Source organism: Roseibium aggregatum (assembly GCF_017309185.1).
GTDB lineage: Bacteria > Pseudomonadota > Alphaproteobacteria > Rhizobiales > Stappiaceae > Roseibium > Roseibium aggregatum_B.
This window is the reverse complement of record NZ_JAEKJZ010000001.1, coordinates 470636-483985: the sequence shown is the minus strand read 5'-3', so window position 1 is coordinate 483985 and position 13350 is coordinate 470636. Positions and strand designations below refer to the sequence as shown.

Annotated in this window: 11 protein-coding genes and 1 riboswitch; of the genes, 4 read left to right on the top strand and 7 right to left on the bottom strand. The window is 62.3% G+C overall.

The features are described 5' to 3' along the window. The first annotated feature begins 41 nt into the window (after positions 1–41). Positions 42–932 carry a hypothetical protein gene (locus tag JF539_RS02240; RefSeq protein ID WP_207138731.1) on the top strand — a complete coding sequence of 297 codons (891 nt, stop codon included), beginning with the start codon at positions 42–44 and terminating at the stop codon, positions 930–932. Positions 933–1072: 140 nt separating this feature from the next. On the opposite strand, the gene gcvPB is transcribed toward JF539_RS02240, so the two are convergent. The 6 genes from gcvPB to JF539_RS02210 form a co-directional block, all read right to left on the bottom strand. Further along, positions 1073–2665 (bottom strand): aminomethyl-transferring glycine dehydrogenase subunit GcvPB, encoded by a 1593-nt coding sequence (gcvPB, locus tag JF539_RS02235; protein ID WP_207138730.1) that lies wholly within the window; start codon positions 2663–2665, stop codon positions 1073–1075. Further along, positions 2662–4008, bottom strand: a complete 1347-nt coding sequence (gene gcvPA / locus JF539_RS02230) for an aminomethyl-transferring glycine dehydrogenase subunit GcvPA (RefSeq protein ID WP_207138729.1) — start codon at positions 4006–4008, stop codon at positions 2662–2664. The genes gcvPB and gcvPA overlap by 4 nt, the downstream gene beginning before the upstream one ends. 244 nt (positions 4009–4252) lie before the next feature. Further along, the gene (locus JF539_RS02225; protein WP_207138728.1) at positions 4253–4738 is read right to left on the bottom strand and encodes an OsmC family protein; all 486 of its coding nucleotides are present in this window, start codon (positions 4736–4738) and stop codon (positions 4253–4255) included. A gap of 3 nt (positions 4739–4741) precedes the next feature. Next, complete coding sequence (gene gcvH, locus JF539_RS02220) at positions 4742–5113, bottom strand: glycine cleavage system protein GcvH (RefSeq protein ID WP_207138727.1); 372 nt, start codon at positions 5111–5113, stop codon at positions 4742–4744. A gap of 23 nt (positions 5114–5136) precedes the next feature. Further along, positions 5137–6282 (bottom strand): glycine cleavage system aminomethyltransferase GcvT, encoded by a 1146-nt coding sequence (gene gcvT, locus JF539_RS02215; protein ID WP_207138726.1) that lies wholly within the window; start codon positions 6280–6282, stop codon positions 5137–5139. 183 nt (positions 6283–6465) lie between these two features. Further along, a riboswitch (glycine riboswitch) is annotated at positions 6466–6558 on the bottom strand. A gap of 145 nt (positions 6559–6703) precedes the next feature. Continuing rightward, entirely contained in the window at positions 6704–7273 is a 570-nt protein-coding gene (locus JF539_RS02210; protein ID WP_207138725.1) for a hypothetical protein, read from the bottom strand. A 585-nt stretch (positions 7274–7858) separates the two neighbouring features. Here JF539_RS02210 and thrB point away from each other — a divergent pair. From thrB to JF539_RS02195, 3 genes are all read left to right on the top strand, one after another. Further along, the gene (thrB, locus tag JF539_RS02205; RefSeq protein ID WP_207138724.1) at positions 7859–8824 is read left to right on the top strand and encodes a homoserine kinase; all 966 of its coding nucleotides are present in this window, start codon (positions 7859–7861) and stop codon (positions 8822–8824) included. Further along, the gene (rnhA, locus tag JF539_RS02200; protein ID WP_207138723.1) at positions 8821–9273 is read left to right on the top strand and encodes a ribonuclease HI; all 453 of its coding nucleotides are present in this window, start codon (positions 8821–8823) and stop codon (positions 9271–9273) included. Before thrB ends, rnhA begins: the two co-directional genes overlap by 4 nt. A gap of 150 nt (positions 9274–9423) precedes the next feature. Next, a complete protein-coding gene (locus JF539_RS02195) occupies positions 9424–10308 on the top strand; it encodes a diacylglycerol/lipid kinase family protein (RefSeq protein WP_207138722.1) in 885 nt (294 codons plus the stop codon). Positions 10309–10438: 130 nt separating this feature from the next. On the opposite strand, the gene JF539_RS02190 is transcribed toward JF539_RS02195, so the two are convergent. Then, positions 10439–13348: an EAL domain-containing protein gene (locus tag JF539_RS02190; RefSeq protein ID WP_207138721.1), complete on the bottom strand. Its 2910-nt coding sequence runs from the start codon at positions 13346–13348 to the stop codon at positions 10439–10441. Between the last annotated feature and the right edge of the window lie 2 nt (positions 13349–13350).

The window sequence follows — 13350 nt, the reverse complement described above, 5'->3', positions numbered from 1 at the left end:
CGTAGTACCTTAGGAAAAACCTGACCGAAACATCGATCTTGATGACAAGAAACGTCTTTAGCACCGCTGCGACAACACTTCTGCTGCTTTTTCTGTCCGGTGCCTCGAGCGCAACGCTGGGGGCGGAGCGGTATTCCGACTACATAACCGAATTGACACGCCTGGTGTTTGCGCGCACCGAAGCACCCGGTGCCGCTCCACGCCGCGTGCCAGGCGTGTCGGGCATTTCCCGCAATCGCAAATTCGTGGAACTCCTGTCCGGCGAGCATCTCGAGTTCAGTGCCCTGCCGACGAAACCAGAGTGGGAAGAAAAACTCATTCCCATCCGCATTCCGGTCCGCAAGGGATTGCAGGGCTACCGCCTGTTCCTGGTCAACCGCAACAACCCGCAGACGATCGGAAAAATCGAAACGCTCGACCAGCTCAGGGCCTTGCCGACCGGTTCAGGGGCCCAATGGTCGACAACGGTCGCACTCGAAGAAGCGGGCTTCACCGTTGTAAAGGGTCAGAGCAAGAACGACCTGGTCAAGATGCTGGATCTGAAACGCTTCGTGACCTACGGCCGCGGCATCGATGAGATTTTCGCCGAATACGACGCGCTCGCGGCAGCGCACCCGTCGCTGTCCATCGACCGGGAGGTAGCTCTCTTCATTCCTCACCCGGTCTATTTCTTCGTGACGCCGAAACGCCCGGATCTTGCTGAAAGAATCGAACGCGGATTGCGGGACATGATCGCGGACGGGTCTTTTAACGATCTGTTCCGGAAACACTTCGAGGACGACATCAAGAGGGCTCGGCTGGACAGGCGCAGGATCTTCACGATCGCCAACCCTCTGCTCGGTCCGGAGACCCCACTCAAAGATCCTACCCTTTGGTTCGTTCCGACCAGGGCGCCTGATGACGACGACGAGCAGTTGGACCCGATCCGCTGACGTCGCCGGGGGACATCAATCGCAACCGAAGCCCCTCCGCCTCCCGGGCGGAAACCCCGGACATCGCCTGCCAGGGGAGCACAGGCACCCGGAACGGCGAAGCGCCAGGCAGGCAACTTCGCCGTTGATCCGCCTCCGGTTTATTCGGCGGCGGCGGGCGTCACTTCCGCCGGTTCCGGCTCGCTCCATTTGAGAACCGGCTTGCGGGCCGCCGTCGTTTCGTCGAGGCGGCGGCGCGGGGCCAGATAGGGCGCGCCGGCAAAACGTTCCGTCTCGCCGCGCTGAGCGCTCATGACAAGGTCCCGCATGGTCGCGACAAAAAGATCGAGGGAGGCCCGGCTTTCCGATTCCGTCGGCTCGATCAGCATGGCTCCGTGGACGACCAGCGGGAAATACATGGTCATCGGGTGGTAGCCCTCGTCGATCATCGCCTTGGCGAAATCGAGCGTCGTGACCCCGGTGTCCTTCAGGAAGCTGTCGTCGAAGAGTACCTCATGCATGCAGGGGCGCTCGCCGAAAGGCAAGCTCATCAGGTCCTGCAGGCCGACACGGATATAGTTGGCGTTGAGGACCGCGTCTTCCGACGCCTGTTTCAGACCGTCCGAACCGTGGCTCATCATGTAGGAGAGCGCACGGACATACATGCCCATCTGGCCGTGGAAGGCGGTCATGCGACCAAAGGGCTTCTCTCCCTCCCGCGTCGCCGCTTCCGTTTCCACCAGCTCAACACCCTTGTCCGTCTTGCGCAGGAAGGGCAGCGGTGCGAAGGGGGCGAGACGATCCGACAGGACCACCGGCCCCGCACCCGGCCCGCCGCCGCCGTGCGGCGTGGAGAAGGTCTTGTGCAGATTGATGTGCATGGCGTCGATGCCGAGATCGCCCGGGCGGGACTTGCCGACGATGGCGTTGAAATTGGCCCCGTCGCAGTAGAAATAGGCCTCCTCGGCGTGGATCATGTCGGCGATCTGCCGGATCTCCCGCTCGAACAGGCCGCAGGTGTTCGGATTGGTCAGCATGATGCCGGCGATGTTGCCGCTGTGCTCGGCAATGGTCCGCTTCAGGGCCTCCAGATCGACCGTACCGTCGTCCTTGGCGTCGATGGACACGACCTTGTAGCGCAGCAGCGCGGCGGTCGCCGGATTGGTGCCGTGTGCGCTTTCCGGAACCAGGACGATCTTCGGATCGCGCCCGGCGGCTTCATGCGCCGCCTTGATCGCCATCATGCCGCAAAGCTCGCCATGGGCGCCGGCCTTCGGGCTCATCGCCACGGCGGATGTCCCGGTCGAGACCATCAGCCAGCGGGCCAGCTCGTCGATCAGATCCAGGGCGCCTTCGACGGTGGAGGCCGGCTGCAAGGGGTGAATATCGGCGAACCCCGGCAGCCGCGCCATCTTCTCGTTCAGGCGCGGATTGTGCTTCATGGTGCAGGAGCCGAGCGGATAAAGACCGCTGTCGATGGCGAAATTGTTGCGCGACAGGCGCACGTAATGGCGCATGGCCTCCGGTTCGGCAAGGCCCGGCAGGCCGATCTCCGCCTCACGCGCATGACCGCCGAGTTCGAACTCCACGCCGCCGTCTTCGTCAAGATCGACACCGGTGGTTTCCAGCGAACCGAATTCGAAGATCAGCGGCTCTTCCATGTCGAGGCCGCGGTTGCCGGTGAAGGTCTTGGGCCGGAAGCTTTCTCCCGCTTCTCCCGGGTTGGTCGGACGTCCTTGCGTGTTCATGCTCATGCCAGCACCTCCTTCAGCGCGCCGGCAAAGGCCGCGCGATCTTCATCCGTGTTGACCTCGGTCGAGGCGACGACCAGCAGGTTCGCCAGATCCTTGTTTTTCGGCTCCAGGCGGGAAACCGGCAGACCGGCCAGAAGTCCGCGGTCGGCGAGTTGCGCCACCACGTCCTCGGCCAGTTTCGGCAACGCGATTGTAAATTCGTTGAAATAGGCTGAATTCAGCACCTCAACCCCGTGGATGCCGCCGAGGAGCTTTCTCAGCTTCACCGCATTGCCGTGGTTGATGCGTGCCAGCTTCGTCAGTCCCGCCTGCCCCAGAAGCGACATGTGGATCGTGAAGGCAAGACAGCAGAGGCCCGAGTTGGTGCAGATGTTGGAGGTCGCCTTGTCGCGACGGATATGCTGCTCTCGGGTGGACAGCGTCAGCACGAAGCCGCGCTTTCCTTCCGCGTCCGTCGTCTCGCCGCAAAGGCGCCCGGGCATCTGACGCACGTATTTCTGGCGGGTTGCGAAAAGGCCCACGTAGGGGCCGCCGAAATTGAGGCCGTTGCCGATGGACTGCCCTTCGCCAACCACGATATCGGCGCCTTGCGTTCCCGGCGGCTCGATCAGGCCGAGCGAGACGACCTCGGTGAAGACGGCAATCAGCAGCGCCTTGTGCGCATGCGCCTTTTCGGCGATCGGCTTCAGATCGATGAGCTGACCGTAGAAGGACGGCGACTGGACGACGACACAGGAGGTCTCGTCATCGATCTGGGAAAGAATGTCCTCGGTGCCGGACGGGTCCGCCGGCAGGCTGACCACCCGGTCGCCGGCCATTTTCGACAGGCCCTCGACCACTTCCCGGTACTGCGGATGCAAGCCGCCGGACAGGACCGCCTTGTTGCGTTTCGTGACCCGGTGAGCCATCAGCACCGCCTCACCGGTACCGGTGGAGCCGTCATACATGGACGCGTTGGCGACATCCATGGCTGTGAGCCGCGCAACCTGGGTCTGGAACTCGAACAGGTACTGAAGCGTGCCTTGCGTGATTTCCGGCTGGTAAGGCGTGTAGGACGTCAGGAACTCAGAGCGCTGGATCAGGTGATCGACGGTCGCCGGTACATGGTGCTTGTAGGCGCCAGCCCCGACGAAGAACGGTACGGCCCCGGCCGCGGTGTTCCTGGCCGCCATGGCGGAGAGCTTGCGTTCCACCTCCATCTCGCTGGCGCGTTTGGGCAGGTCCAGAAGCCCCTTCAGGCGGACATCTTCAGGAATGTCGGCGAAGAGATCGTCGATCGAGTCAACGCCGACCCGGGCGAGCATGTCACTTCGGTCGGTATCGTTCAAAGGCAGGTAGCGCATCGTGCGGCTCCCAAGAGTTGTTTAACCTGTACCTGCGAACGGTGGCCGAATGGTTCGGCTGTCATCCCTGCCGGGCGCAGTGCCGAGCCGGGACCCAATCGTTCGCAGAGCGTGTGTTCATTTCCTGTGCGCAGCATCGCCGGGGAACCGCGCCCTCTCCTTAGTACGGGAGCGGCGGGCCGGCCGGATCTTTACGCGCGCTTCGTTCGGACTGAGGCCCGGGCGATGCCATCCAAGTGTTCGTTCAAGGCGTAATCAGGCGGTGGGGTTCGGCCTCCACCACGATGTCGCATTTCACCGAATTGGCGATGAAACAGACGTCATGCGCCTTTTCATGCAGGTCGGTCAGCCAGGTCGGGTCCGGGTCCTCGTTGGTGACCAGCGTGACTTCAGGCCTTAACGTCACCTTCGTGATCGCCATCTTGCCAGGTGCGACCCGGCGCATCTCGCCCTGCGCGCTGTCGCGATAACTCGCCACCTTGAAGCCCGCGCGTCGCGCCATGTCCAGGAACCACAGCATGTGGCAGGAGGAGATGGCGGCGACGAAGGCTTCCTCCGGATCGACCGCCGCTTCGATGGAATGCGGCAGGGGCACAACCGTGGGCGAGGCGCTGGCCGGAATTTCCAGTCCGCCATCAAAACGCCAGATGTGGCCCCGGGAATAGGCGTTGGCGGCATAATCGCCGTCGCAGGCCCATTCCACTTGCGCGGTGTAGACGTGCCCCACCATGACTTAGAGGGTCTCCACGTAGGCCTTGTAGGCCGCCTCGTCCATCAGATCGCTCAGCTGATCCGCATTCCCCACCTTGAGTTTTATGAACCAGGCGGAGCCTTCCGGATCTTCATTGACCTTGGCCGGCTCGTCGGCAAGCGCGTCGTTGGCTTCAACGACCTCGCCGTCGATCGGTGCGTAGACTTCGCTGGCGGCCTTGACGGATTCCACCACAGCCGCCTCGTCGCCCTGAGACAGAGCCTTGCCGGTTTCCGGCAGCTCCACATAGACAACGTCGCCGAGCTGTTCCTGGGCATAGGAGGTAATGCCGATGGTTGCGACATCGCCGTCGACGGAAATCCATTCGTGGTCTTTGGAAAAATAGATCGTCATGTTCTGTCCGCTCTCTGGAATGATTAGGGTTTGCGGTAATAGTTGTTCGGCACGAAGGGCATCCCCGAAACCTTCGCCGCAAGACGCCGGTTTCGCACTATGATTTCAAGGGCGGTGCCCGGTTCCGCGTGCCCGGCGGGCACATAGCCCATGGCAATCGGAGCGCCGACAGTGGGGGCGAAGCCGCCGGACGTCACCGTTCCGATCACGTCGCCGCCGGCAAGCGCGATCTCCGCTCCTTCGCGGGCCGGCGCCTTGCCTTCAAGCCTCAGGCCGACGCGCACACGAGCGGGGCCGTCGCGCAACTCTTTCCGGATACGGTCCGCGCCCGGAAAACCTCCGTTCTCGCGGCGGCGCTTCTGCATGCAGAACGTGATGCCCCCCTCCACTGGAGACGTGGTTTCGTCGATGTCGTGACCGTAGAGGCAAAGTCCGGCCTCCAGCCGCAGGCTGTCCCTGGCGCCAAGCCCAACGGGTTCCACTCGTTCGTCGGCCAGAAGCGTCCGGGCGATTGCCTGCGCGGCGTCCGCCGGGACCGACATCTCGACGCCGTCCTCACCGGTGTAGCCTGCCCGGGCGATGTGGCAGGCGATGCCGTCGAACTCCATGGGCGCGGCAGACATGAAGGAAAGTTCCGCCGCCGCGGGCGCGTGGGCCGACACGGCGGCGACCGCTTCCGGCCCCTGGACGGCGATCAGCGCCCGGTCCTCGACGACATCCAGCGTGACATTTTCCGGGAGCCTGGAGCGGAAGTGTGCATAGTCGACTTCCTTGCGTGCGGCATTGACCACAAGCAGCAGCTTGCCGTCGTCGTCCTTCGAGACGGGCCGGGTGACCATCAGATCGTCGATGATGCCGCCTTCATCGTTCAAAAGGACCGTATACCGCTGGCGGCCCGGAGCGAGTTCGAGAAAATTGGAAGGGGTGAGCGTCTCAAGCGCCCGCGCCGTGGTTTCATGATCCGGGCCGGTCAGAATTGCCTGGCCCATGTGGGAAACATCGAACAGACCCGCCTTGGCGCGGGTGTGCAGATGCTCGGTCAAAATACCGGCCTTGTACTGCACCGGCATGGAATAACCGGCGAAGGGCACCATCCGGGCGCCAAGTTCCACATGGAGATCGTGAAGCGGCGTTTGTTTCAGAGCGCTTTCTGTAACGGTTTCCGCCATGAACGGTCCTCGTATTCGGGGTTGCGCAGTGCCGAATCGCCCCGTCTTGGACCAATCCGTCTGCACCCCCTCTGTCCGAGTACCTGAGAGATTTCCCGTCGGCGCACATGCGGTACCGGACGGTTACTCCTTCGGTGAGCAGTCCGCCATTTCCGAATGCGGAGCACTGCTTTCCAGAGCGTTTTCGCGCGTGCGGTCCTTTTGCCTGAGAGTTTCCGGGGCGGTTGCTCCTTCGGCGCCGGGAACTTCTCGCCCGGCCTCTCCCGCACATGCTTCAAACGTGTTGCCACGCCAACCGGGGAACGACCCCAATTGAGCGGCGATTGTGCGAGGCAGACATCGGCTTGTCAATATCCGACATTAACGCCCGCGGGTTTTACCCCGATACAATCTCATGTTGTCTTCAGGCGCTCGACCGTGTTCAACGGCCGCGCTCGTCGAAGCCGAACACCACCTTCACGCTTACATCCGAAGGGATCGTGAACTTGTTTTCGATGAGGGTCCACTTTTCACTCGGCGCGTCCGAACCAAGTGTCACGGGGATGTTCAGCACCTCCGAGGAAAGCGGCTTCGCTTCGCTGCCGCCCGGCACGATCGCCACACGCAGGGGCAAGATGACTTCGCCGCCCTTCCAGGCCGGCCCCGAGGTCAACGTTCCGGAGAACCCGGCCTTCATACGCCGGCCGCCGTCGGGTTCCTTCGTGCAGGTGTTCGCCCAGTCTTCAACCGTTGCCTGATAGAGAAGCCCCTCGCGCTCGTTCTCCTTGCCACGAACGTATTTCGCGATCAGATAGGTGTTGGACTGCAGCTCCATTGGCGGACAGGGGACCGCCGGGGCGAAGGTTTCCGGAGAAATCTCAATGGGCTCCTGACCGCCCGCGATTATCTTTTGAGCGGTGCCGCCGCAACCGGCGAGCGTGGCCGCGCAAATTCCTGCTGCAAGAAACGTCTTCAAAGTCTTGCTGACAACGGCTTCATGCACTGAGATCATTCGTCATCCACTTTAATGTATCGACCCATGGCCGGGCTTCTTAACAGGTCCGTCTCCGCTTGGCGAGACTTGGCGCCAAATCGCCTTGAATTCCATAAAGTCCGGTTTCCGACAGGCACCGGCCGCGCGGCCGGCCGACAGCCGAGGCTTCTCATTGACCCTCCACAAAGAGCAGCACTTTGTGGCCGAAATTGCACAGACTTCTCCGGCAGTTGCTTTGACAGGACGGCAACGCGGCTCGTCGGGGTACGGGCTCATAAAATCCGGTTTTCAGATCGGCCGCAAAATGACTGTCTCCAAGACGCAAGACCGCAGGAAGCCCGAGAGGTTCCCGGACATCGTCACGCTTTCCACCGCGCGCAAGCACGATTGCCACTCGGGATTTCAAAGGAATCGGTGCACTGGGCCTCACGGCAGGTGCCTCCGCGCCTGAAACTCTGCTAGAGGAAATCATCGCCGGGTTCGCCGAACGGTTCGATGTGCGCATCGAAGCGGTCCGCACCGCCCAAGAAACGATTTCCTTCAACCGGCCGCGCGGGATCGGAGTTTTGAACTTTCCCGCACCGGCGGCCGCCGAGTGAGAGCATGGCCGTTTACACCGAAGTGACCGATGAAGAGCTGAACGGCTTTATCGCGGGTTACGATGTCGGGCGTCTATTGTCCTTCAAGGGCATTGCCGAAGGCGTCGAGAACAGCAATTTTCTGCTGCATACGAATAAGGCGTCCTACATCCTGACGCTCTACGAGAAACGGGTAAATCCCGACGATCTGCCTTACTTTCTCAATCTTCTTGGGCATCTGGCGAAAAAGGGTTTGTCCTGCCCGACACCGGTGCCCTCAAAGGACGGCAAACTGCTCGGCACACTCGCCGGGCGGCCCGCGGCGCTGGTGACGTTTCTGGAAGGGATGTGGGTCAGGCGGCCGCGCGTGGACCATTGCACGGAACTCGGCAAGGCGATGGCCGAGCTGCACCTGTGCGGCAGCGACTATGAGGGCTTTCGGAAGAACGCCCTGGATGTTTCCGGCTGGCGGCCGCTTTTCGAGCAATGCGGCGGACGAAGCAACGACGTTCACCCCGGTCTCGATGAAGACATTTCCGGCGAACTCGACTATCTGGAGAGAACCTGGCCACGGGACCTGCCGTCCGGTGTGATCCACGCGGATCTCTTTCCCGACAATGTCTTTTTTCTCGGCGACAGGCTCTCCGGCCTGATTGACTTCTACTTCGCCTGCAACGATGCCTTCGCTTATGACATCGCGATATGCCTCAATGCCTGGTGTTTCGAACAGGACCTCTCCTTCAATGTCACGAAGGCGCGTGCGTTGCTGAAGGGATATACCGGTGTCAGGGCCCTTACGCGGGAAGAATACGACGCCCTGCCGATCCTCGCCCGCGGCGCGGCCCTGCGCTTCTTGCTGACCCGGCTTTACGACTGGCTGAGCGTACCGGAAGGCGCGCTGGTAACGCCGAAAGATCCCCTAGAATACCTGAAGAGGCTCAGGTTCCATCAAACCGTCGACACCGCGGAGGCTTACGGTCTGGTACAATGAGCATGGAAAACCGCGTAACGATTTACACAGACGGCGCTTGTTCGGGAAATCCGGGACCGGGTGGCTGGGGCGCGATCCTGCGTTTCGGCAAGCACGAAAAGGAATTGAAGGGCGGTGAAGCGGAGACCACCAACAACCGCATGGAACTCACCGCGGCGATCGAGGCGCTGAGCGCCCTGACCCGGCCCTGCGCCATCGACCTTTACACCGACAGCACCTACGTGCGCAGCGGCATCAGTGAATGGATGGACGGCTGGAAACGTAAAAACTGGCGCACCTCCACCAACAAGCCTGTGAAGAACGCGGATTTGTGGCAAGCTCTCGATAGCGCGAGGGAACGGCACGACGTGACATGGCACTGGGTGAAAGGCCACGCGGGCCACCCGGACAATGAACGCGCCGACGAACTGGCGCGCGCGGGGATGGCCCCTTATAAGATGGGCTCCTGAGCTGGCATGACGGAATTGAAATTCGTCCGAGCAGGCCGACAACCGGGACGACCCTCAGATTCTGGTGACCGGCTACCAACGATCTTTGGAAGACGCAAAGGATATCGAGTGAGAGTTTCCTGGTGGTCAGCCCCGGTGACGGCGCGCGCAATGAATGCGGACGTGTCCGGATCCGTCCTGATCATGGCAAACCCGACCTCCGGCGGATATTCCGCCAGCCTGCTGGAAGAGGTCCAGACGCGGCTGGAGGATCTGGGCTGCAAGACCGAACTTCGGCTGACCCGGCATGCGGGCGAGATCGGCGACGTTTGCGCCGACCCGTCGTTGCGGGTGCGCACGCTCGTCGTGGCGGGCGGTGACGGCTCGATCAACGAAGCGCTGGCCGGCCTGCAAAACCATCCGGAACCACCGCAACTGGCGGTCATCCCTTTCGGAACCGCGAATGTGCTCGCTCTTGAGCTTTCCCTGCCGCGCAAGGCTGCGGCGATTGCCGGTCTTATCCGGTACGGCAAAGCCAGAAAGATGCACTACGGGTTCGTCAACGGGCATCCCTTTGTCCTGATGGCTTCGGCCGGTTTCGATGCGGAGGTGGTTCATGCGGTGCCGCTCTCCCTGAAGCGGCGGCTTGGCAAGCTCGCCTATGTCATCACCGCCTTTCGCATCGCGTTCAAACGCAAGGCGGCCTCCCTGACGATCAGTTTGGACGACGGTCCTGCCCTCACGGGCAAACTTGCGGTGGCCAGCAACGCCCGGCACTACGGCGGGCCGTTCGTGATCTGTCCCGGCGGCGTCACCGATTCCGGACTTTACATGCTGGTTCTGGAACGGGACGATCCCTGGTCCGCGTTCTGCTACGGAATGGCTCTGCTCTTCGGACGGATAGACAAGGCGCGCGGCGCCACCGTTACCCGGTTCACGACCGCAACCATTCGCGCGCAGGAGCATGTCGCCGCCCAGGTCGATGGCGACCCCTTCGGATCAACCCCGCTTGAAATCCGGTCGACGGGCGCGACCGTCCCGATCCTGGCTCCCTGATTGAAGCGTTTCGCCGTCACGGCTCGCCCCAATTCGGAAGTAGCCTGTCCCTCCCGGTCTTGCCGCTTCACATCGAACCGGCTGCGAAATGCTGCCTGAAAGCTGAAGGTACAATTTTGTGGGTTCGCACCTAGGCCGAGACCGCTTCGGCGGGCATCTTGCGCAGGATCTTGGTCGCTTCCGACGCTGACACCGCTTCGCCGAAGAAATACCCTTGCGCGTATTCGCAACCGAGCTGGAAGAGCTCGAGCGCGTCGTTTTCGCTTTCCGCTCCTTCGGCGACCACGGACATGCCCAGATCGTGGCCCATGGCGACGATCGTGCGCAGAAGGACGGGCCGGGCGGCTGAGCCGTTCGGCTTGACGAAGGACTGGTCGATCTTGATCGTGTCGAAGGGAAAGCGCTGCAGATAGGACAGCGACGAGTGGCCCGTGCCGAAGTCGTCGAGCGACAGTCCCGCGCCCAGACCGCGCAGACGCTCCAGGACCTTCGCCGAATACTCGGGATTGGACATCACCAGGGATTCCGTCAATTCCAGCTTCAGTGTGCCCGGCTCCAGCGAGGTTCTGGACAACACCGCCTTGACGTCGTTGATCAGATCCTGCTTCAGGAGCTGGCGCGACGAAAGGTTGACCGAGGCGAACAGGGGATGCTGCGTCTGGAACTCCCGCTGCCAGAACGCCAGCTGGTTCGCCCCCTTGTCGAGCATATACATGCCCAGCTCATTGATCAGACCGGACTGCTCCGCCACAGGGATGAACTCGGACGGTGAAATCCGGCCGCGCTTGGGATGGGTCCAGCGTGCCAGCACCTCGAAGCCCGCGATCGACTGGTCCTCCAGGCGGATGATCGGCTGGAAGAAGACGCCGAGGGTCTCCTTCTTGATGGCGTCGCGCAGGTCCGACTCAAGGTCGACGATATTCTTGTCGAGCGGCCTCAGGATCGGCCGGAACACTTCCTGGCGGTCGCCGCCGAGACGCTTGGCATGATTGAGAGCGATTTCGGCGTTGGTCAGCATGTCCTCGACCGCCTGCTTGCCGCCCTCGAAAAAGGCGATCCCGACCGAACTGGTCAGGAAGATTTCACGGTCGCCAAATGTGATCGGCGCCCGGACTGCCTTGCGCAGCGCATCGGCGAGCGCGACGATCCGGTCCGGTTCCTGCTCCGACAGGAGGACCAGCCCGTATTGATCGCCGGACAGACGGCCGAGCGTGTCCTGCTGGCCGATCAGCCGGCCGAGCCTGCGTCCGACCGTCAGGAGAATACTGTCCCCGGCGGACAGGCCGATGCTGTCGTTGACCTGTTTGAAGCGGTCGAGATTGAGAACCAGAAGGGTGGGCTTGGTGGTCTCTTCCGCCTGGTAGCGGACCACAGTGGTGCGCAGGCGGTCGACGAAGAGCTCCCGGTTCGGAAGGCCGGTCAGGTTGTCGTGCACCGCGTCATGCAGAAGCCGTTCTTCCGCCGTGCGTTCCTCGGTAACGTCAAGCAAGGTCCCGACACAGCGGATCACTTCGCCATCGGCGCCGATGATCGGCCGCGCCCGGAGCCGGAACCAGCGGAAATGACCGTCCTCGGAGCGCAGCCGGAAGGTCTGCATGACCTTTCCTCGGCGCTGGTCGATCACGGCATCGAGCGTGGCCCGGAAACGGTCCCTGTCCTGCGGGTGCAGAATCTCCAGCCAGTCACGGGCCGGTCCTTCCAGCGTTCCGCGCTTGAGGTTCAGAAGTTCCTCGACCTCGTTGCCGGTAAAGACCCGGTCCCGGTCGACATCCCAGTCCCAGATGATGTCGCCGGCACCGGTCAGAGCCAGCGCCTTGCGCTCGACATCCGAAATCAGCCCCTGAGCGACGGCGCCGCCCGCGAAGGCGTGCTGCATGACGGTGAACCCGATCAGCAGGACGATCAGAACCAGGCCGCCGTCAAGGGCGGGCTGGACGATGTCGTTTGCCAGATAGCCGGTCACCGTCATCCCCGCGCCGGTCAGCCAGGCGATCAGGAGACACCAGGTCGGGATCAGCAGGATCGCGCGGTCGTAGTGCTGAAAGGCAAGCACCGCGATCGTGATGAACCCGAGGAGACCGATCAGACCGAGCGAAAGCCGGGCGATGCCGGAGGCGATGGAGGGATCCCAGACCGCCACGCCCAAAAGCCCGAGGATCAGGATCAGTGTGGTCAGCGCCAGATGCGAATAGTGAATGTTCCAGCGGTTCAGGTTGAGGTAGGCATAGAGAAAGATGATCAGACTGGCCGCAAGCATGACTTCCGCACAGGCGCGCGCGAGCTGGCTGCCGCCGCCCTCCAGATTGAAGACCATGCCCCAGAAGCCGAAATCGATGCACAGATATGCCAGAACGGACCAAGCCAGAGCGGCCGTCGCCGGGAACATCACCGTTCCCTTGACCACGAACAGGATCGTCAGGAACAGCGCGAGCAGCCCGGAAATGCCGAGGATGATGCCACGATAGAGGGTATAGGCGTTGATGGTTTCCTCATAGACGTCCGGTTCCCAGATCCGGACTTCGGGAAGGTTCGGCGTGGTCAACTCGGCAACGAAGGTAACCACAGAGCCGGGATCGAGCGTGACCAGAAAGACATCCGCCTCCAGGCTTTTCTGGCGTTCCGGCGCGATCCCCTGGCTCGGCGTGATGCGCGCCACCCGCGACGAACCCAGGTCCGGCCAGAACAGGTCGGAGCCCACGAGCTTGTAGTTCGGCGCCACGATCAACCGGTCGATCTGTTCGTCGCTGGTGTTGGCCAGCGCGAACACTGCCCAGTTGGTGTTGCTGCCATCCAGAGAGGGCACCTCGATTCGGCGTACGATCCCATCCGCGCCCGGCGCGGTGGACACCTGCAGGCGGACGCCCGCATCCCTGTGAAGCTCGATGGAATTGGTGATGTCGAGCGCCCCGACATCGATGGGTACGGGGATCGGCTCGATCGCCCGCGCCGGCACGGCCGCAAGCGTTGAAACGATAACCAGAACTGCTGCTAGAAAACGAGTGAACACGCCGCTGGACGAACCCGGTAACAAAATCGACATGG